The sequence below is a fragment of the Massilia atriviolacea genome (assembly GCF_003953935.1).
GTDB lineage: Bacteria > Pseudomonadota > Gammaproteobacteria > Burkholderiales > Burkholderiaceae_D > Telluria_A > Telluria_A atriviolacea.
This window is the reverse complement of record NZ_RXLQ01000002.1, coordinates 338,037-358,130: the sequence shown is the minus strand read 5'-3', so window position 1 is coordinate 358,130 and position 20,094 is coordinate 338,037. Positions and strand designations below refer to the sequence as shown.

Sequence of the window (20,094 nt, the reverse complement as noted above, 5' to 3'; positions counted from 1 at the left end):
CAATACAGGCTGCGCGATCGCAGCCGGTATCGGAGCACCCATTGCCATACCGTGTTCGCCCGTTCGTGAAATAGCCCGTTTGCCTTAGAGGCCACCATTGCAATCCATATCCAGCTTTATTGGCTCGCTTATTACCGTCGCCGCTGCAATTATTCTCAGTGCCTGTGCATCGAGCGCCACGACCAGGGCCTCGCCCTACCGCATCGACTTCCAGGCGGCCCGCGACGTAAATGCCGATAGCCGCCAGCGCCCGTCCCCGGTCCAGGTCAAGGTGTATGCGCTGCGCTCCCCGGCCAGTTTCCAGTCGGGCGATTTCTTTGCATTGCAAAACCAGGCCGACACGGTATTAGGCAAGGACCTGATAGAAATGGAACAGATGGTGCTGGCGCCCGGCGAAAGCCGCTCGATAAAAAAGCCGGGCAATCCTGATATCGCCGCGATCGGCATCGTCGCCGAATACCGGCTACTGGAAAAGAATAAATGGCGCGAAATAATCACCGTGCCGGATCCGAAACAATTGAATACCTTTAAGTTCTGGCAAACCCTGCCCGATCAGTTCTTATTACAGGTCGGTATTAACAAGGGCGGTATCGAATTGATTCAAAAATCCAAATGAAACCTTATTCACCGAACCCGAATATCGCCAGCAGCATGCATCAGCGCATCGTCTGGACCGAAGGCATGTTCCTGCGCCCGCACCACTTCCAGCAGATGGAGCGCTACCTCGAAAACTTCGTCCAATCGCGGGTGCTGCCCATGCAGGGTTTTCACTGGGGATGGTCGCGCCTGGAGCTGGACCGGGATGCGCTTGCCGTGGGCAAGCTGGCCATCGGCAGCGGCGCCGGGGTGATGCCCGACGGAACGCCATTCGCCTTTGAAGCGGACCATGCACCGCCCATGCTGGACGTGCCGGCACAGCTCAAGGACCAGGACATCGTGCTGGCCCTGCCCTTGTGGCGCGCCAACCGGCCCGACTTTTCCTGGTCCGACGACACCCCGGCCCCGGACGCCGCCGGCAACAGCGGCTGGACCCGCCACGACATCGGCGAGTTTGAAATCGACGACGCCAACAGCGAGGCATTCGGCCCGGCCGTGCTGCAATTCGGCCGCCTGAACCTGCGCCTGATGCCCGCCTCCGCGCTCAATGCGGACTGGCAGTCGGTGGGCGTGGTGCGCGTGAGCGAACGGCGCAACGATGGCCAGGTGCTGCTCGACGACAGCTACATCCCGCCGATGCTGGCCGCCACCGCCCATCCGGTGCTGGAAAGATTCGTCACGCAACTGCACGGACTGCTGCAACAGCGCGGCGACGCCCTGGCCGAGCGCATGGCGCAGCCCGGCAGCGGCGGCGTCGCGGAATTTGCCGATTTCCTGCTGCTCGAAGTGATCAACCGCTACACCGGCGTCACCTGGCACGCCGGTCAGAGCAGCCGCTTGCATCCGGAGATGCTCTACAAGGACATGCTGAAACTGGCGTGCGACCTGGCCACCTACACCGCCGACAAGCGCCGCCCGTCGGTCTATCCGCCGTACCTGCACGACGACCTGCAGGCCACCTTCACGCCACTGATGGCCGAACTGCGCCGGGCCCTGTCCATCGTCCTCGAGCAGCACGCCATCGCCATCGCGCTGCAGGAACGCGGCAACGGCATCCGCGTCGCCCAGATTCCGTCGCTGGAGCTGATCCAGGACGCCGGCTTCGTCCTGGCGGTCAATGCCGACATGCCGTCCGAGCTGCTGCGCACGCGCTTCCCGGCGCAACTGAAAATGGGCGCGGTCGAGCGCATCCGCGACCTGGTGCTGCTCCAGCTTCCCGGCATCGGCATGCGCCTGTTGCCGGTGGCGCCGAGGCATCTGCCCTACCACGCCGGCTTCACGTATTTTGAGCTCGACAAGACCGGCGAGTTCTGGAAACAGCTGGAAAAGTCGGGCGGCCTGGCGCTGCACGTGGCCGGTGATTTTCCCGGCCTGTCCATGGAATTCTGGGCCATTCGCCAATGAACACGACCAACACCCTCGGTTTCGATCCGCTCGGCCAGCTGGGCCGGCGCGGCGAGCACTTTGTCGCGCCCAATCCCGGCGGCGCCTCCGCCATGCCCGGAGTCGGCGCGGCGCCGGGCATGGCGGAGGCGCCGGCGCCCGGCCAACGCATCCACAGCGGCAGCAATCCGCTGGTGGCGCTGGCCAACCCGCTGCTCAATCTCATTCCACAGATCCGCACGACCGTGCATCACGCCGATCCGGCCATGCTGCGCGAGCAGCTGCTGGGCGAATTGCGCCAGTTCGAAACGCGCGCCCGGGAAGCCGGCATTGCGAACGAGACCATTATCGGCGCGCGCTACTGCCTCTGCACCACGCTCGATGAAGCCGCCACCCTGACGCCCTGGGGCGGCGGTGGCGTCTGGTCGGCCAGCAGCCTGCTGGTGACCTTCCATAACGAAACCTGGGGCGGCGAGAAGTTTTTCCAGTTGCTGTCGCGCCTGGCGTCCTATCCGGCCCAGCACATCGACCTGCTCGAACTGCAGTACTTCTGCCTGATGCTGGGTTTCGAAGGACGCTACCGCGTGCTCGACCAGGGCCGCTCGCAGCTTGAGCTGCTCAAGCAGCGCCTGCTGCAACTGATCCGCACCGAGCGCGGCGAGCATGCCGCCGCCCTGTCCGCGCATCGGCACGATCCGGTCCTCGCTGCCCGTGCTCAGCGCAGCGTGCCGCCGTGGGCAGTCGCCAGCGTGGCGGCGCTGGCCTGTATCGGCCTGTTCATCGCTCTGCAGTGGTCGCTGTCGTCGCGCTCCGACGAAGTCTATGCCGCCATCGACAAGCTGCGCGTCCCGCGCGTGGTGGCCAGCGCCGCCCGGCCCGCCCCGGCACCGCAAGCGCGCCGCCTGGCGCAGTTCCTGGAAACGGAAATCGCCGAAAGGCTGGTCAGCGTGCTGGACCTGAGCGACCGCAGCACGATCATCATCCGTGGCGACAGCCTGTTCGAGTCCGGCGCCGCGACGGTCAGCGGCAGCCCGGCGCACGCAGCCTTGCTGGAGCGCATCGGCAAGGCGCTCAATGCCGTCCCCGGCGCGGTGCTGGTGGTCGGCTACACCGACGATGTGCCCACCCGCGGCTTGCGCTTCGCGTCCAACTGGGAGCTGTCGGTGGCGCGCGCCGAGAGCGTCAGGAACGTGCTGCAAGCGCTGCTCGATCAAAAGAACCGCCTGCGCGCCGAGGGCCGCGGCGCAGCCGAACCGGCCGTGCCGAACGACAGCCCGGCCAACCGGGCGCGCAACCGCCGCGTCGAAATCACCTTGATGGTGCCGCCGGCGGCATCATCCACCGAGTCCGCACCATGAATGTTGTCATGAACCTGTTCGGCAGCGTCGCCGGTATCGTCTTCGGCCGCCAGCTGTGGATCCTTTCCGGGCTGCTTGCCCTGTGCTGCATGATCTGGCTGCTCGGCCCGATCGTCGCCATCGGCCAGGTGCGCCCGCTGGAGAGCGAACTGGCGCGCTGGTGCGCGATCGGCCTGGTGTTTGCCGTCTGGCTGCTGCGCGCGCTGTACCGCAACTGGCGCGCGGCCCGTCTGAACTCGCAGCTGCTGACCCAGATCCGCACGCCCGCCGCACGCCCCCATGCCGCAGCAGGCGCTGCCAACCCCCACCTCGATGAACTGAGCCAGCGTTTCCAGGACGCCTCCGACAAACTGCGCACGGCCAGGTTCGCCACCGAGGCGGGGCAAGGCAGGCTGGCGTTCCTGCAGCGCTTCTCGGGCCAGTATCTGTATCAGCTGCCGTGGTACGTCTTCATCGGCGCGCCCGGCTCGGGCAAGACCACGGCGCTGGTCAATGCCGGCCTGGAGTTTCCGCTGGCGGAACAATTCGGCAAGGCCGCCATTCGCGGCATCGGCGGCACCCGCAACTGCGACTGGTGGTTCACCAATGAAGCGGTGCTGATCGACACGGCCGGCCGCTACACCATGCAGGAGAGCCATCGCGAGCACGACCAGGGCGAATGGCAGGGTTTTGTCGACCTGCTCAAGAAATTCCGCCCGCGCCAGCCGCTCAACGGCGCCATCCTCACCGTCAGCATCGCCGACCTGCTCGGCAGCGGCGAGCAGGAACGCGCGCTGCATGCGCTCACCCTGCGCAAGCGCCTGCACGAACTGCGCGATCAGCTCGGCATCCAGTTCCCGGTCTACGTGCTGATCACCAAGGTCGACCTGCTGGCCGGTTTTACCGAGTATTTTGCCCAACTGAACAAGGAGCAGCGCAGCCAGGTCTGGGGCCTGACCTTCAGGCTGGACGCCGTGCGCGACAGCAGCTTCGATCTGCCCGGCGCGTTTGCGGCCCAGTACAAGCAGTTGCTGGAGCGCCTGTACGCCAGCCTGCCCGAGCAGTTGCTGGCCGAGCACGACCCGCGCCAGCGCGAACTGGCCTACCTGCTGCCGCAGGAATTCGCCGGCCTGGAAAGCATCCTGAGCCAGTTCCTGGCGCACGTCTTCGTCTCGTCCAAATTCGAGTCGAACGCCTTGCTGCGCGGCGTGTACTTTACCAGCGGCACCCAGGAAGGCACCGTGTTCGACCGCGTCCTCGGCGGCATCAAGAACTTCTTGCAGATCAATACCGGCCAGCGTTCGCCCCAGGTCGGCGAACCGGGCCGCAGCTTCTTCCTGCGCAGCTTATTGCAAGACATCATTTTCAAGGAAGCGGGCCTGGCGGGCATCAACGAACGCTGGCAGAGGAAGCAAACCTGGCTGCGCAGCGCCGCGTATGCCGCCACCGCCGTGCTGGCGGTCGCGATCTCGCTCGCCTGGATCAACAGCTACCGCGCCAACCACGCCTACGTCGACGATGTCGCGGCGCGCCTGCCTGCGCTGGAAAAACGCCTCGCCGAAGTAAGGCTGAGCGACCGCGAACGGATCGGCACCGTCATGCCGATGCTCGACGCCCTGCACGCCGTGCCTGTCAGCACGGTGCTCGACGTGGACAATCCGGCGCTGGCTCACCAGCTGGGCCTGTATCAGGGCGGCAAGCTGCAAGCGGCGTCCACCCGCGCCTACGAGCGGGCGCTGGACGACATGTTTCTGCCGCAACTGGCGCGCCGCCTGGAAGACAGCCTGCGCCAGGCCCCGAGCGGCGACGTCGAACTGAGCTACAACGCGCTCAAGGCCTATCTGATGCTGTTCGACCCGGCCCATTACGACGCCGATTTCCTGCAAGCCTGGTTGTCGCTGGACCTGGAACGCCAGATGGGCAACGCCCTCTCGAACATCGAGCGCGAGGAACTGCGCGCCCATCTGAAGCGCTTGTTGGCGCAACGCACCGTCGCATCGCCGTTCGCCGTCGACGAACCGCTGGTGGCGCAAACGCGCGAACGGCTGCTGACGCATACCCTGGCCCAGCGCGCCTACGGCAGCATGAAGCGCATGCTGCAAGGTAACAAGCAACTGCCATCGTTCAACGTCGGCGCTGTGGTCGGTCCCCAGGCACCGCTGGTGTTTCGCCGCGCCAGCGGCGCCAGCCTGAACCAGGGCGTGCCCGGCCTGTACAGCTATCGCGGTTACTGGGAACTGTTCGCCCCCGGCCTGGACGCGCGCATCGCCAAGCTGGCGGACGAAGAAAAATGGGTGCTGGCCCAGCCGAAAAACGCGCCGGCGGGTACCGATAACCTGGCCGCCTGGAGCGCCGAGGTGCGGCGCCTGTACCTGAACGACTACATTCGCGTGTGGGAAGACTACCTGGGCGACCTGCGCCTGAAGACCGGCGGCACGCTGGCCCAGAATATCCAGGTCGCCCGCATCCTGTCGTCCAGCGACTCGCCGCTGGTGCGCGTCATGAACGCCGCAGCCAGGGAGACGACGCTGGTGCGCCTCGATGAGATCAACGGCAACACCATCGTCGACAAGGCCCGCGACAAGCTCGACAGCACGCGCTCGTCCCTGAGCCAGATCTTCGGCCACAGCGACCTGTCCAGCGGAAAGCCGGAGACTGCCCCTGCGGAGCGCGTGGAAATGCTGGTCGATACGCGTTTCGCCGCGCTGCGCGACTTTACCACGGCGCGCGAAAAAGGCGGCAAGGCGCCGATCGACGGCATCGTCGAGACCCTCGGCGAGCTGTACGCCCAGTTGAGCGCGACCGACACCGCCCTGCGCGACGGCGTCGCGCCGCCGCCGAACCAGGTGCTCAGCAAGATCCTGGCCGAAGCGGGCCGCCTGCCGACGCCGTTTCGCGGCATGCTGGGCGAACTGGCCAATGCGTCCGGCAACAACGTGAGCGAAGTGCTGCAACAGCAGCTTGGCAAGAATGTTGCCGCCAACGTGGGCCACTACTGCCAGCAAAGCGTGAGCGGGCGCTACCCCTTCGTGCGCACCTCCTCGCGCGACATGGCGCTGGGCGACTTTGCCCAGATCTTTGCGCCCGGCGGCCTGATGGACGAGTTTTTCCAGAAGAACCTGGCAAGCCAGGTCGACACGGCGGCGCGGCCATGGCGCTTCAAGGGCGAGCAGAAGGCCCGCGCCGGCTACCTCAATTCCTTCGAGCAGGCCGTGGTCATCCGCGATGTGTATTTCGCCGGCGGCGCCCGTAGCGCCACCATCCGGCTCGATATCAAGCCGGTGCAGATGGACGCTTCCATCGCCCAGTTCGTGATCGATATCGACGGCCAGGCGGTGCGCTATGCCCACGGCCCGCAAGTGTCGACGCCGGTTCAATGGCCCGGCCCCGCAGGGCGCAACCAGGTGCGCGTGCAGGTTACCGGCAGCAACGGCAGCGGCGCTTCGCTGATGACCGAAGGCGCCTGGGCGCTGCACCGCATGTTCGACCGCGCCAGCCTGGCGCCGCAGCGCGACGCCGAAAAAATGCTGGCGACCTTCGACGTCAACGGCGCCAAAGCCGTGTTCGAGGTGACCGCCAGCAGTGCGCACAACCCGTTCCGCCTGGCCCAGCTGGCCAGCTTTTCCTGCCCGGGAGGGGTGTGATGAACGGCCCGTTCGCTACCCAGGTCCAGGGCGGCGCCAGCGCACCGGTCGGCTGGTTCGGCAAGATCCCGTCGGCCGGCGACTTTGTCCGGCAACAACTGCCGTACGCCCTGCTGGGCGGCTGGGAACACTGGCTGCACAACGGCCTGGCGGCCTTGCAGCAAGCCGGCCCGGCCATGCTGGCCACGCACTATGCGGTGGCGCCGCTGTGGAATTTCCTGCTGCCGGCGGGACTCGGCCACGACTCGGTCCAGCTCGGCGTCCTGGCGCCCAGTTGCGACCGGGTCGGCCGCTATTACCCGGTCGCGGCGCTGTGGCCGGTGCCGCTCGGCGCCTTCCATAACGGCATGCTGGAAGACTGCGACGCCTTCTACGGCGCGCTCGGCCAGGCGCTGCTGGAGGCGATCCGCCACGGCCACGCCATCGACCACCTGGGCGCAGCGCTGGCGCGCGTGGACACCGCGCCGATGAGCACGCGCGCCGCCGTGGACCAGGACGCGTTCTGGCGCCAGGCGCAGGCCGGCACCCGCCGGCACAGCAAGTCCAGTCCCGACCTGGCGCTGTATTTCGACCCTGCCAGCGCCACCAGTTTCTGGTGGACCAACCAGGGCGACGGCTCGCCCCTGAAGACCTGCACCCACACCGGACAGCTGAACAATGCCCTGTTCGCACGCCTGTTCGGTCCCCAACAAGGATCCGTATGACCGATGTTTCCAACGACAGCGTCTTGATCGAACCGGCGGCGGACGCCTCCACGCGCCCGCTGCCCAACGGCCACCGCATGGAAGAATTCGAAATTACCGGCGTGCTCGGTGTCGGCGGCTTCGGCATCGTGTACCGTGCGCTCGACCATACGCTGGCGCGCGTGGTGGCGATCAAGGAATACATGCCGGCCATGCTGGCGATGCGCCGGGGCGACCTGAGTATCGCCCTGCGCGGCGAGCGCTTCGCCGCCACCTTCAGGAGCGGCCAGGCGGGCTTTATCAATGAAGCGCGCCTGCTTGCCAAGTTCGACCATCCGGGCCTGATCAAGGTGCTGCGGTTCTGGGAAGCCCATGGCACGGCCTACATGGCCACGCCCTATTACGAAGGCCTGACGCTCAAGCAGCGCCTGGCGGGCGGGCGCGCCCTGAGCGAAGCGGACATCATGCGCATGCTGGCAGCCCTGCTGGGCGCGCTCGAAACCCTGCACCGCACCCAGTGCTTCCACCGCGACATCGCGCTCGACAATATACTGATACAGCCGGACGGCTCGCCGGTCCTGCTCGATTTCGGCTCGGCCCGCAAGCTCATCGGCGACCTGGTCGACGATTCCAGCATCATGCTCAAACCCGGCTATTCGCCGATCGAGCAATACACCGACGACCCGGCCTTTCCCCAGGGACCGTGGACCGACATCTATGCGCTCGGCGCGGTCATTCACATCCTGGTGTCGGGCCAGTTGCCGCCGGCGGCGGTCGTGCGCAGCATTTCAGACAACTACCAGCCGCTCGAAGGCAGCACCCAGCGCTACAGCGCGACCCTGCTGCGCGCCGCCGATGCGGCGCTGCGCCAGCGCATTGAGGACCGGCCGCAATCGGTCGGCGCGTTCGCGGCCCTGCTGGGCCTGACGTCGGCAACGCCCGGACACTACAGCGCGGCAGATCACTCGGCCCCAGCGGCAAACGAAGCGGCGCTGCCCGCCAGCCCGGTGCCCGCGCAAGGCTGGCCGCGCGACGCACTGGTCAGGTCGGCGTCGCCGACGCCGGCGCCGCAAGCGCCCTCCGGCGAGCGCGTCGCGCCCGCAAGCAAGGCACGCTGGTGGCTGCTCGGCGGCAGCGCACTGGCGGCGGCTGCCGTGGCAAGCTTGTGGCTGGTGAACGGCGGGCCGGCCCCTGCCCCGGTCGGCGCGCCACCGCCGCCATCGATCGCAGCGGCGCCGCCGGAGGAGCCGCCGGCAATGCCCGCGGCGCCGCTCGCCGCGCCGCTCGCCGCTACCGGGCCAGCGCCGGTAGCGCCCGTCCCGGTGGAAAACAGCGGCGCGCTGCCGGCGCCCGCGCAGCCGCCAGCGCAGCCGCCAGCGCAGCAAAGCGCAGCCGACGCCGAAGCCGAAGCCCCTGCGCCGGCGCCCGTCGATGCCGAACCGGCGCCCACGCCCAAGCCGGTGCTCAAGCCGGTACAGGTCGCGCTGCGCATCAGCCCATGGGGCGAAGTGTATGTGAACGGCAAAAAACGCGGCGTCAGCCCGCCCATGAAGTCGCTCCAGCTGATCCCCGGCGACTACAGGATCGAGGTGCGCAACGGATCGCTGACCGCGCACCGCGTACAGCTGCGGGTGACGGCCGACGCCGCCGTCCCCGATGTCGTCCACGCTTTTACGTCGGGACAGCCATGAACCTGCCTGACGCACCCTGCCCCGAGTCGGACCTGCTCGGCGCCCTGCTCGCGCCAGCCGGCGACGCCCAGCCGTGCGGCCCCAACCTGGAATATGCCGCCCCCTTCCTGGCGCTGATGCAGGCCGCCCAGCCGCGCGCCGAGCAGCAGTACGGCGACACCATCATCGCGGCCGAACCGCCCGACTGGCGTGAGGTCGCGCGCCAGGGTGAACAGCTGATCCTGCAATGCAAGGACCTGCGCATCGCCTGCCTGCTGGCGCAGGCCTGGACCAACCTGCAAGGCATGCAGGGCTACGCCCGGGGCCTGCGCCTGGTCGCTGGGCTGCTGAGCCGCTACTGGACCGATCTTTACCCGCGCCTGAAGGAAGACGGCGAGGACGACGAGGACAGCGACCCGTTCCCGCGCACCAACGCGCTGGCGCCGCTGTTCGAGCCGCAAAGCGTGCTGCGCGACTTGCGCGCGGTGCCGCTGCTCGGAACCGGCAGCCTGGCCTTGCGCGAGATCGAATCGGTATTGAGCAACAGCGCGTCGGAGCACGTGAACTACGCGGGCGGACCGGACCGCCTGCGCATGGAACTGACGCGCGCCCGCCACGACAATCATCCCGCCCTGCTGGCCGTGGGCGAGGCGCAGTGGGCGCTCGACACGATTGTCGCGCTGCTGCAGGAGCACCTGGGCGCGCAATGGCTGCCGGAACACCAGCCCGTCGGCAAACTGCTGCAACGCCTTGCCGAGACCAGCGGTGGCGGCAAGGCTGCTGTCGACATGGCACCTGAGCACGAATCTGGCCAGGACGAGGCCCCGCCGGCGTCCGGCACGCCTGCGACCGACTGGCGCACCCAGGAACCGGGCAGCCGCGACGACGTGCGCCTGATGCTCGAAAAAATCTGCTTTTACCTTGAAAAACACGAACCGAGCCACCCGGCGCCGCTGTTGCTGCGGCGCGCGCAACGGCTGATGCAGATGAATTTCTACGACATCATGCGCGACCTCGCGCCGGACAGCGTCAGCCAGATCGACCTGCTGATGGGCCCGCAAACCTGAGACCGCCCCCTCCCTTCCAGACCACTTGACAGCTTTCACAAGGAGTTATTTCCATGGCTAACCTACGGCCCGCGAGCAGCGGCCAGAAATTCATCGCACGCAACCGTGCGCCGCGCGTGCAAATCGAGTACGACGTCGAAGTGTACGGCGCCGAACGCAAGGTGCAACTGCCGTTCGTCATGGGCGTCATGGCCGACCTCGCCGGCAAGCAGCTCAACCCGCTTCCAGACCTGGCCGACCGCAAATTCATGGAAATCGACATCGACAATTTCGATGAACGCATGAAGTCGCTGCAACCGCGCACCGCTTTCCAGGTGCCCAACACCCTGACCGGCGAAGGCATGCTGCAAGTCGACCTGACCTTCAACAGCATGGACGCCTTTTCGCCGGCCAGCGTGGCGCGCAATGTGGACTCCCTGGCGCAGCTGCTCGACGCCCGCACCCAGCTGTCCAACCTGCTCTCCTACATGGACGGCAAGAGCGGCGCCGAGGAATTGATCAACAAGGTGCTGCAGAACCCGGCACTGCTGGGCACCCTGGCCGCCCGTCCGGCCAGCGACACCCCGACTGGCCCCGCGGCCGTGCAGGGAGACGCCCATGAATGATTTTTCCGCCCTGCTGGAACCGGGCGCCCTGCCCGCCCACGGCAGCAGCGCCGAGAGCGACTTTGCGCTGCTGCTGCAAAAGGAATTCAAGCCCAAGAGCGAGCAGGCGAAGAGCGCGGTGCAGAACGCGGTGCGCACGCTGGCCCAGCAGGCACTGGCGCACACGGTGACGATCTCGTCGGACGCCTACAGCGCGATCCAGGCCATCATCGCCGAGATCGACCTGAAACTGTCGGAGCAGATCAATGCGATCCTGCACCACCCCGACTTCCAGCAGCTGGAAGGCGCCTGGCTCGGCCTGCATCACCTGGTCAGCAACACCGAAACCGACGAATTGCTGAAGATCCGCGTGTTGCCGATCTCGAAAAAAGAACTGGCGCGCAACCTGAAACGCTACAAGGGCGTGGCCTGGGACCAGAGCCCGCTCTTCAAGAAGGTCTACGAAGAAGAATACGGCCAGTTCGGCGGCGAGCCTTTCGGCAGCATGATCGGCGACTTCCACTTCGACCACAGCCCGCAGGACGTCGAAACGCTGGCCGAACTGGCGCGCATCTCGGCGGCAGCGCACTGCCCGTTCATTTCCGCCGCCGCCCCCACCGTGCTGCAGATGGAATCCTGGCAGGAACTGGCCAACCCGCGCGACCTGACCAAGATCTTCCAGAACACCGAATACGCCGCCTGGCGCAGCCTGCGCGAATCGGAAGACGCGCGCTACATCGGCCTGACCATGCCGCGCTTCCTCGGCCGCCTGCCCTACGGCGCCCGCAGCAATCCGGTCGACGAATTCAGCTTCGAAGAAGACACCGACAGCGCATCGCACGAGCGCTACACCTGGGCCAATTCGGCCTATGCCATGGGCGTGAACATCAACCGCTCGTTCAAGCAGTTCGGCTGGTGCACCTCGATTCGCGGCGTGGAATCGGGCGGCGCGGTCGACAACCTGCCGTGCCACACCTTCCCGACCGACGACGGCGGCGTGGACATGAAGTGCCCGACCGAGATCGCCATCAGCGACCGGCGCGAAGCGGAACTGGCCAAGAACGGCTTCATGCCGCTGGTGCACCGAAAGAACTCGGACTTTGCCGCCTTCATCGGCGCCCAGTCGCTGCAGCAGCCGGCCGAGTATTTCGACGCCGACGCCTCGGCCAACGCGCGCCTGTCGGCCCGCCTGCCGTACCTGTTCGCCTGCTGCCGTTTCGCGCACTACCTGAAGTGCATCGTGCGCGACAAGATCGGCTCGTTCAAGGACCGCGACGAAATGACCAGTTGGCTCAACAGCTGGATCATGCACTACGTCGACGGCGATCCGGCCAACTCCTCGCAGGAAACCAAGGCGCGCAAGCCGCTGGCCGCCGCCGAAGTGCAGGTGGAAGAGCTGGCCGACAACCCGGGCTACTACGCCGCCAAGTTCTTCCTGCGTCCCCATTACCAGCTGGAAGGCCTGACCGTCTCCCTGCGCCTGGTATCGAAATTGCCCTCACTGAAGAAAGTGGACGGCTAAGCCAGCAACAACCCCGCAAGTCTTTTCTTAATTTAGGAGTTTTACATGGCAGCAATGATGTTTATGAAAGTAACTGGCGTCACCGGCGAAGCAACCGATGACAAGCACAAGGATTGGAGCGACATCAAATCGTTCTCGTGGGGCGCCAGCCAGCCGGGCGGCATGGTCGTCGGTGGCGGCGCGGGCCGCGCCAGCTTCAACGACCTGCAAGTGGTCGCCTACATGGACAAGGCCACCCCGGCCCTGATCAAGCACTGCGCCAGCGGTCTGCGTCTGGGCAGCGTGGTGGTCCATGTGTGCAAGTCGACCGGCACGAAAAAAGAGTTTTGCGTCGTCACCCTGGAAGACGTGCTGGTCACGTCGGCGCAGATCATCGGCGTCGATCCGCAAGACACGCTGGAGCGCCTGGTCATGAACTACGGCTTCCAGGCCGCCAAGGTGCGCCAGGCTTACACCGACAAGCAAGGCAATGGCGCAAGCAGCCCAATGGGCTGGAACATCACCGACAACGTCGAAATGTAATGGCCGGGGTTCATCGGGCCGAGGCGCGATGAACCCCTTCTCGAAGGTGGAAAATGACACAACACGCGATCGCCGAAGTCGCCGGCCTGGATGAAGAACATGCCCAGCTCAAGGAACGCATCCGGCGCAAGCCGGACGACGCCGACCTGCGCGCGCACCTGTTCCAGGTGCTGGCCCTGCGCGGCGACTGGCTGCGGGCGCGGGCGGCGCTGAGCATGACGCTCGAACTCAATCCCAAGGCCCACTCGCTCGCCGGGACCTACCTGCGGCCGCTGGCCTGCGAACTGCTGCGCGCGGACGTGTTCGCCGGCGCCCGGCGGCCCGAGGTCCCGGGCGCCGACGAGGCAGTGGAACGCCTGCTCGACGCCCTGCAGCTCGACGCCGCCGGCAGCGATGCGACCGCCGGCGCCCTGCGCGCCGCCGCCCTGGCCGACCTGCCGGCGCGCAGCGGTCACCTGCGCCTGCACGGCAGCGACACAACTGTCCCGTTCGCCTGGCTGGCCGACGGCGACAGCCGCCTCGGCCCGGTGCTCGAACTGTTCGCGGGCGAGCGCTATCTCTGGCTGCCGCTCTCCCAGGTGCGGCGCATCCGCCTCGTGCCGCCGGCCAGCCGCTGTGCGCTGGTCTGGTCCCACTGCGCCATCGATCTGGTCGGCGGCGAACCGATCGACGGCGCCGTGCCGGTGCGTTACCCCTTGCCCGCCGCGGCGAGCGGGCAACAGATCCTGAGCGCCGCGTATACCGAATGGCTGCCGCTGGCGGGGCCTGAGCAGTACCTGGGCATCGGCCAACGCATGCTGGTGAGCGAGCAGGGCGAATACGCCCTGCTCGATATCGCCGAGATCGTGTTCGACCTTGACGACGCGCAGGCGGGCAATGTTTAAGGCCGGCAATCAGGCCGCGCGCGCCCTCCACGGGCGCCATGACGACCCCGAGCGCCTGCGCCTGGGCGCGCGCGACCGTCTGCGCCCGGCCCTGCTGGAACGCCTGACCGACCACGATCCGCTGCAAGGCACCGAAATGGAGCCGCCCGGCACGTCCAGCGCGGCCCTGCGCAGCGCCGTCATGCGCGACCTGGTCTGGCTGCTCAATAGCACGGCCATGTCCGCCGACGTCGACCTGGGGGCGTACCCGCAGGTGCATCGCTCGGTGCTCAACTACGGCATCCTTCCCCTGTCGGGCAAGCATTTGTCCGAGCTGGACAGCCAGGAACTGGCCGGCAACCTGCGCCGCGCCATCCTCGCATTCGAGCCGCGCCTGCTGCCTGACACGCTGGAGGTTCGCTGCGTGTCCGACCCGGACAGCCTGTCCCTGCACAACGAACTGGCGTTCGAGATCCGCGCCCAGTTATGGTCGCAACCGTATCCGGTGCAATTCCTGGTGCGCTCCGACGTGGACATTGAAACCGGCCACACCAAACTGCACAACCTGGTGGCCGACTGATGGATGCACGGCTGCTGGACTACTACAACCGCGAACTGGGCTACCTGCGCGAGATGGGCGCGCAATTCGCGGAACAATTTCCCAAGGTCGCCGGGCGCCTGGGCATGCACGGCATCGACGTGGCCGACCCCTATGTCGAGCGCTTGCTGGAAGGTTTCAGCTTCCTGACGGCGCGCGTGCAGCTGAAAATGGATGCGCAGTTTCCGCGCTATACCGAACAACTGCTGACGTCGATCTACCCCGGCTACCTGGCGCCGACCCCATCGATGGCGGTGGTGCAGCTGCAGCCCGATCTGACCGTCGGCAGCCTGGCGTCGGGCTTCACCTTGCCGGCCAGGACCTCGCTGCGCGCCGCGCTGACGCGCGGCCAGCAGACGGCCTGCGAGTTTCGCACCGGCCACGCCGTCACCCTGTGGCCGCTGACCCTGGAGCAGGTGCGTTTCGGCCCCGCGCCCGGCGATATGCCGGCGCGCCTGCGCAGCCGGGCCAAGGCCGCGCTGCGCATCGAACTGCAACTGGGCTGCGGCCAGCGCTGCGAAACGACGCCGCTCGACAAGCTGACGTTCCACCTGGCCGGTCCCGAGCAGCGCGCCTTGCGCCTGCTGGAACTGGTGGCCGGCCACACGGTCGCCGTCCTGTGCCGGCCAACCGACAGCGGCCACGGCGCCAGCCGGCCATGGGGCGAGGTGCTCGACGCCAGCGCCGTGCGCCACGAAGGCTTCGACATGGAGCAGGCCCTGCTGCCGAACGACCAGCGCCACTTCCAGGGCTACCGGATCCTGCAGGAGTATTTCGCCTACCCTGCCCGGCTGCTGTTCTTCAGTATCGCCGGCCTGCAGCGCGCCTTGCGCGGCGTGACCGGCACCCGCTTCGAGATCACCATCCTGCTCGACCAGGATGATGCAACGCTCGAGCGCCTGGTCGGCACGGCCGACCTGGCCATGCATTGCACGCCGGTGGTGAACCTGTTTGCGAAACGTGCGGACCGGGTGTTGGTGTCGCCCAAGGTCAACGAATACCATCTGGTGGTCGACCGCAGCAAGGCGCTCGACTTCGAGGTCCACAGCGTGACGTCCATGCTTGGCCACGGCAGCGGCGAGGATCGCCAGTTCCGGCCGTTTCACGACTCGTTCGCACGCGACGCGCGCGACCATGGCGCCTACTACTGCCTGCGGCGCGAAGCACGCCTGCTGTCGCAGCGCGCCCTCCAGCATGGGGCGCGCACCTCGTACAGCGGCAACGATGTCCATATTTCGCTGGTCGACCGGCACGCGGCACCGTTTGCCGACACGCTGCGCCAGCTGTCGGTCGATACGCTGTGCACCAACCGCGACCTGGCCTTGCTGCTTTGCACCGGCGGCGACAGCGACTTCACGCTGAACGTGTCCGCCCCGGTGGGTGCGATCACGACCGTGCGCGCCCCGTCGCGTCCCCGGCCGCCGCTGGCCGACGGCAAGCTGGCCTGGCAGCTGATCAGCCACCTCGGCCTGAATCACCAGGGCCTGTTCGAGCAGGATGGCGAGCAAGGCGCGGCGATCCTGCGTCAATTGCTGGGCCTGTATCTGGACGACAGCCAGGCGGGATTGCAGCGCCAGGTCGACGGCGTGCGCTCGGTGGTGCACCGGCCGCTGTTCCGCCGCCTGCCCCAGCCTGGTCCGCCGATGCATGGCCGTGGCGTGAACATCGCCGTGACCGTCGACGAGCAGGCATTCTCGGGCGACAGTCCCTACCTGTTCGGCGCGGTGCTGGAACAGTTTTTCGCGCGTTACGTGCCGATCAACCTGTTCGCCGAGCTCGAGCTCCATAGCGGCAACCGGGGCCGGGTCGCCAGCTGGCCGGCCCGCCTGGGCAACAGGCCGCTGCTATGAACGCGGCCTGGACCGATCAGGCGCCGTGGCGGCAGCTGCGCGAGGCGCCCTACGAGCACGATCTGTTCGCGCTGCTGCGCTGGATCGACGCGCGCGCGGGGGCCGCCCAGCCGCTGGGCCGGAGCACGCACCCGTCCGGGGAACCGGTGCGCCTGGCGCAGAAGGCCTCGCTCGCCTTTGCGCCCGCCTCGGTCGCCGGCCTGCGCGAGCGCGACGGCCGCCCGCCGCAACTGAGCATGTACGGCTTCGGCCTGTTCGGACCGAACGGCCCGCTGCCGCTGCATCTGACCGAGTACGTGCGCGAACGCGAGCGCATGGCGGCCGATCCGACCCTGGCCGCGTTTGCCGACCTGTTTCATCATCGCCTGGCGACGCTGTTTTACCGCGCCTGGGCCGATTGCCAGGCCAGCGCCAGCCTGGATCGTCCGGGCGAGGCGCGTTTCGATGCGCATCTGGCCAGCCTGCTGGGCATGGGACTGCCGGCCCAGCAGCGCCCCGGCGCCATCGGCCTGCATGCGCGCTACTGCCAGGCCGGCCATCTGGGCCGGCAAAGCCGCAATCCCGAGGGCTTGCGGGCCATCCTGCACAGCTATTTCGCGATCCCGGTCGAGGTGGTCGAGCATGTGACGCACTGGGTCGGGCTGGACGAGGCGGACCGCCTGGCGCTCGGCCGCGCCGGCATGGGCCTGGGTCGCGGCGGCACGCTCGGCATGGCCGTGCGCGACGCCCAGTCGCGCTTCCGGCTGGTGCTGGGGCCGCTGACCCTGGACCAGTACCGGCGCTTTTTGCCGGGCGGCGAACATGTCGCCGCGCTGGTCGAATGGGTCCATGAATTTGTCGGCATGGACCTGAGCTGGGATGTCCAGCTGCTGCTGGCCGAGGACCAGAAGCCCATGGCGGCGCTGAGCCGCATGCAGCCGCTCGGCCTGTCGTCGTGGCTGGGCAAACGGCCTGCCGACACCCGGCGCGCCGCCAGCGCCCACCTGATTATCGATTACATGGCGCGCGCGTGCGGCAAGCGCGCCGCGCCGCGCGCCAACGCTCACCTTCAACGAGGAACACTTCATGTCTGAAATCAGCCGCCTGGCCCTGTTCGGCAAGCTCAATCCCACCCTGTACGCGGCCATCGAGAGCGCCACCGCCTTCTGTCGCCTGCGCGGCAATCCGTATGTCGAGCTGGTGCACTGGATCCATCAGCTGTGGCAGGCGCCCGACGGCGACCTGCAGCACGTCGCCAGCCACTTCAACGTCGAGCGGGAACAGTTGACGCGCGACTTGCTGACGGCGCTGGACCGATTGCCGCGCGGCGCCGGCGCGGTGAGCGACCTGTCCGGCCATATCGACGAAGCCGTCGAACGCGCCTGGGTCTACGCCAGCCTGACCTTTAACGCCGAGAAGATCCGGGGCGCCCATTTGCTGCTCGGCTTGCTTAAGACCAGCAGCCTGCGCCATGTGCTGACCGGGATCTCGCGCCAGTTCGAACAGGTCTTGCCGGACGTTCTCTCCGCCGGCCTCGACCAGATCCTGGCCGGCTCGCCGGAACAAGCCGGCGCCGCCGTCCCGGCTGGCGCCGGCGCTGCCCCGCCCCCGGCCGGCGGCGCCAGGGCGCTCCAGCTCTACACGGTCGACCTGAGCGCACGCGCTCGGGCCGGCGAGATCGACCCCGTCACCGGGCGCGATGAAGAAATCCGCCAGATGGTCGACGTGCTGCTGCGGCGCCGCCAGAACAATCCGCTGCTGGCCGGTGAAGCCGGGGTCGGCAAAACCGCCGTGGTGGAAGGCCTGGCGCAGCGCATCGCCAACGGCGACGTGCCGCCGCCGCTGCGCGACGTCGACCTGCTGCTGCTCGATATCGGCCTGCTGCAGGCCGGCGCCAGCGTCAAGGGCGAATTCGAAAAGCGCCTGCGCGAACTGATCGCCGAAGTGCAGGCCAGCGCCCGTCCGGTGATCCTGTTCATCGATGAAATCCACACCCTGATCGGCGCCGGCGGCGCGGCAGGCACCGGCGACGCCGCCAATCTGCTGAAACCGATGCTGGCGCGCGGCGAACTGCGCACCATCGGCGCCACCACCTGGGCCGAATACAAGAAATACATCGAGAAAGACGCCGCCCTGACGCGCCGCTTCCAGGTCGTGCAGATCGCCGAACCGGACGAGGCGCGCGCGGTCACCATGATGCGCGGCCTGGCCGCCAAGCTGACCACCCACCACCGCGTGCTGCTGCTGGACGATGCCATCGTGGCGTCGGTGGCGCTGTCGCACCGCTACATTCCGGCGCGCCAGTTGCCGGACAAGGCCGTCAGCCTGCTCGACACCGCCTGCGCCCGCGTGGCGGTGAGCCAGCACAGCCAGCCGCCCATGCTGGAAGACTGCCAGCGCCGCATCGACGCCCTGCTGGTCGAACAGGACATCGTGACAAAGGAATGCCAGGTCGGCGCCGGCGATGCCGGCCGCCTCGCCCCGCTGGCCCGGCGCATCGCCGCCGAGCGGCACGAGTTCGACACCATCGGCGCGCGCTGGCAGGCCGAAAAGCGGATGGCGGAAAAAATAGCCACCTTGCGCGAGGCCGTGCAGGCATCCGCTCCCGGCGAGCGTGCGGCGCGCCTGAGCGAATTGCAGGCGGTGCTGGTGCAGCTCGAACTGCACCAGGAACAACGGCCGCTGATCCTTACCGCGGTGGACGCCCATGCCGTCGCGGCAGTCGTTGCGGACTGGACCGGGATTCCGGTCGGTCGGATGGTCGGCGACGCCGTCGAAGCGGTGCTGGAACTGGCAGGCACCCTGGGCCAGCGCGTGATCGGCCAGCCGCATGCGCTCGAAGCGATCGCGCGCCGCGTGCAGACCGCGCGCGCGCGCCTGGACGATCCGAACAAGCCGGTGGGCGTGTTCCTGCTGGCCGGTCCGTCCGGCGTCGGCAAGACCGAAACCGCGCTGGCCCTGGCCGAGACGCTGTACGGCGGCGAACAGAATCTGATCGCCATCAATATGAGCGAATTCCAGGAAGCCCATACCGTCAGCACCCTGAAAGGCGCGCCGCCGGGGTATGTCGGCTACGGCGAAGGCGGCGTGCTGACCGAGGCGGTGCGCCGGCGGCCCTACAGCGTGGTCCTGCTCGATGAGATCGAAAAAGCCCATCCGGATGTGCACGAGATTTTCTTCCAGGTGTTCGACAAGGGCTGGATGGAAGACGGCGAAGGCCGCTACATCGACTTCAAGAACACCGTCATCATCCTGACCTCGAATGTCGGCAGCGAGCTCCTGATGCGCCTGTGCCAGGACCCGGACCTGATGCCGCAGGTCGATGCGCTGGCCGGCGCGCTGCGCGAGCCGCTGCTGAAAGTGTTCCCGGCCGCCCTGCTCGGCCGCCTGTCCGTGGTGCCGTACTTCCCGCTGTCGGACAGCATGCTCGCGCGTATCGTCGCGCTGCAATTGAATCGCATCCGCAGCCGCCTGCTGGCCAACCACGGCATTGCCTTCACCTATGACGACGCCGCCGTGGCCCTGCTCGGGCAGCGCTGCACCCAGCTCGAATCGGGCGGGCGCATGGTCGACGCGGTATTGACGCAGACGGTGCTGCCGCACATCAGCCGCGAAATCCTGCTGCGCCTGTCGGCGCCCGACAAACTGACGGGGGTGACGATCGGCGCGCAGGCAGGCGAGTTTACGTATCGCTTCGAGCATGCGCACGCCGCGCCAGCCATCCCGGACGCGCGCGCCGGCGACCTGGATGCCGCACTGTCGGCACTTCCGCACTGAGATTGCCCCACCTATGAA

14 protein-coding genes and 1 pseudogene are annotated in these 20,094 nt (G+C 67.4%); all 15 read left to right on the top strand.

Annotation, left to right across the window (positions count from 1 at the left end; translation table 11 throughout):
• Positions 1 to 97 precede the first annotated feature (97 nt).
• The 15 genes and pseudogenes from tssJ (at position 98) to tssH (ending at position 20,076) form a co-directional block, all read left to right on the top strand.
• Positions 98 to 616 carry a type VI secretion system lipoprotein TssJ gene (gene tssJ / locus EJB06_RS04520; protein ID WP_126072794.1) on the top strand — a complete coding sequence of 173 codons (519 nt, stop codon included), beginning with the start codon at positions 98 to 100 and terminating at the stop codon, positions 614 to 616.
• On the top strand, positions 613 to 2,001 hold the full coding sequence (tssK, locus tag EJB06_RS04515) for a type VI secretion system baseplate subunit TssK (protein WP_126072793.1): 1,389 nt from the start codon (positions 613 to 615) through the stop codon (positions 1,999 to 2,001). The genes tssJ and tssK overlap by 4 nt, the downstream gene beginning before the upstream one ends.
• Positions 1,998 to 3,338 carry a DotU family type VI secretion system protein gene (locus EJB06_RS04510; RefSeq protein WP_126072792.1) on the top strand — a complete coding sequence of 447 codons (1,341 nt, stop codon included), beginning with the start codon at positions 1,998 to 2,000 and terminating at the stop codon, positions 3,336 to 3,338. The genes tssK and EJB06_RS04510 overlap by 4 nt, the downstream gene beginning before the upstream one ends.
• Before the next feature lie 14 nt (positions 3,339 to 3,352).
• Entirely contained in the window at positions 3,353 to 6,961 is a 3,609-nt protein-coding gene (gene tssM / locus EJB06_RS04505) for a type VI secretion system membrane subunit TssM (protein ID WP_404932250.1), read from the top strand.
• Positions 6,961 to 7,665 (top strand): type VI secretion system-associated protein TagF, encoded by a 705-nt coding sequence (gene tagF / locus EJB06_RS04500; RefSeq protein ID WP_126072790.1) that lies wholly within the window; start codon positions 6,961 to 6,963, stop codon positions 7,663 to 7,665. The genes tssM and tagF overlap by 1 nt, the downstream gene beginning before the upstream one ends.
• A pseudogene (locus EJB06_RS33205) lies at positions 7,619 to 8,531 on the top strand (serine/threonine protein kinase); the annotation flags it as partial. The gene tagF and the pseudogene EJB06_RS33205, both read left to right, overlap by 47 nt.
• An 800-nt stretch (positions 8,532 to 9,331) precedes the next feature.
• Positions 9,332 to 10,381: a type VI secretion system protein TssA gene (tssA, locus tag EJB06_RS04490; RefSeq protein WP_126072788.1), complete on the top strand. Its 1,050-nt coding sequence runs from the start codon at positions 9,332 to 9,334 to the stop codon at positions 10,379 to 10,381.
• A 53-nt stretch (positions 10,382 to 10,434) separates the two neighbouring features.
• Complete coding sequence (gene tssB / locus EJB06_RS04485; protein ID WP_126072787.1) at positions 10,435 to 10,986, top strand: type VI secretion system contractile sheath small subunit; 552 nt, start codon at positions 10,435 to 10,437, stop codon at positions 10,984 to 10,986.
• The gene (gene tssC, locus EJB06_RS04480; RefSeq protein ID WP_126072786.1) at positions 10,979 to 12,487 is read left to right on the top strand and encodes a type VI secretion system contractile sheath large subunit; all 1,509 of its coding nucleotides are present in this window, start codon (positions 10,979 to 10,981) and stop codon (positions 12,485 to 12,487) included. The genes tssB and tssC overlap by 8 nt, the downstream gene beginning before the upstream one ends.
• 45 nt (positions 12,488 to 12,532) lie before the next feature.
• Complete coding sequence (locus tag EJB06_RS04475) at positions 12,533 to 13,009, top strand: Hcp family type VI secretion system effector (protein ID WP_126072785.1); 477 nt, start codon at positions 12,533 to 12,535, stop codon at positions 13,007 to 13,009.
• Between the two features lie 53 nt (positions 13,010 to 13,062).
• On the top strand, positions 13,063 to 13,893 hold the full coding sequence (locus EJB06_RS04470; protein ID WP_126072784.1) for a type VI secretion system accessory protein TagJ: 831 nt from the start codon (positions 13,063 to 13,065) through the stop codon (positions 13,891 to 13,893).
• Positions 13,886 to 14,452, top strand: coding sequence for a type VI secretion system baseplate subunit TssE (tssE, locus tag EJB06_RS04465; RefSeq protein ID WP_126072783.1), 567 nt, complete (start codon positions 13,886 to 13,888; stop codon positions 14,450 to 14,452). The genes EJB06_RS04470 and tssE overlap by 8 nt, the downstream gene beginning before the upstream one ends.
• Positions 14,452 to 16,320, top strand: coding sequence for a type VI secretion system baseplate subunit TssF (gene tssF, locus EJB06_RS04460; RefSeq protein WP_126072782.1), 1,869 nt, complete (start codon positions 14,452 to 14,454; stop codon positions 16,318 to 16,320). The genes tssE and tssF overlap by 1 nt, the downstream gene beginning before the upstream one ends.
• Positions 16,317 to 17,393: a type VI secretion system baseplate subunit TssG gene (tssG, locus tag EJB06_RS04455; RefSeq protein WP_126072781.1), complete on the top strand. Its 1,077-nt coding sequence runs from the start codon at positions 16,317 to 16,319 to the stop codon at positions 17,391 to 17,393. The genes tssF and tssG overlap by 4 nt, the downstream gene beginning before the upstream one ends.
• Positions 17,386 to 20,076 carry a type VI secretion system ATPase TssH gene (gene tssH / locus EJB06_RS04450; protein WP_126072780.1) on the top strand — a complete coding sequence of 897 codons (2,691 nt, stop codon included), beginning with the start codon at positions 17,386 to 17,388 and terminating at the stop codon, positions 20,074 to 20,076. Before tssG ends, tssH begins: the two co-directional genes overlap by 8 nt.
• The last annotated feature ends 18 nt before the right edge of the window (positions 20,077 to 20,094 follow it).

Coding starts and splice junctions, on each gene's coding strand:
- tssK (WP_126072793.1), top strand. CDS start 613: ATGAAACCTTATTCACCGAACCCGAATATCGCCAGCAGCATGCATCAG.
- EJB06_RS04510 (WP_126072792.1), top strand. CDS start 1,998: ATGAACACGACCAACACCCTCGGTTTCGATCCGCTCGGCCAGCTGGGC.
- tagF (WP_126072790.1), top strand. CDS start 6,961: ATGAACGGCCCGTTCGCTACCCAGGTCCAGGGCGGCGCCAGCGCACCG.
- tssA (WP_126072788.1), top strand. CDS start 9,332: ATGAACCTGCCTGACGCACCCTGCCCCGAGTCGGACCTGCTCGGCGCC.
- tssB (WP_126072787.1), top strand. CDS start 10,435: ATGGCTAACCTACGGCCCGCGAGCAGCGGCCAGAAATTCATCGCACGC.
- tssC (WP_126072786.1), top strand. CDS start 10,979: ATGAATGATTTTTCCGCCCTGCTGGAACCGGGCGCCCTGCCCGCCCAC.
- EJB06_RS04475 (WP_126072785.1), top strand. CDS start 12,533: ATGGCAGCAATGATGTTTATGAAAGTAACTGGCGTCACCGGCGAAGCA.
- EJB06_RS04470 (WP_126072784.1), top strand. CDS start 13,063: ATGACACAACACGCGATCGCCGAAGTCGCCGGCCTGGATGAAGAACAT.
- tssE (WP_126072783.1), top strand. CDS start 13,886: ATGTTTAAGGCCGGCAATCAGGCCGCGCGCGCCCTCCACGGGCGCCAT.
- tssF (WP_126072782.1), top strand. CDS start 14,452: ATGGATGCACGGCTGCTGGACTACTACAACCGCGAACTGGGCTACCTG.
- tssG (WP_126072781.1), top strand. CDS start 16,317: ATGAACGCGGCCTGGACCGATCAGGCGCCGTGGCGGCAGCTGCGCGAG.
- tssH (WP_126072780.1), top strand. CDS start 17,386: ATGTCTGAAATCAGCCGCCTGGCCCTGTTCGGCAAGCTCAATCCCACC.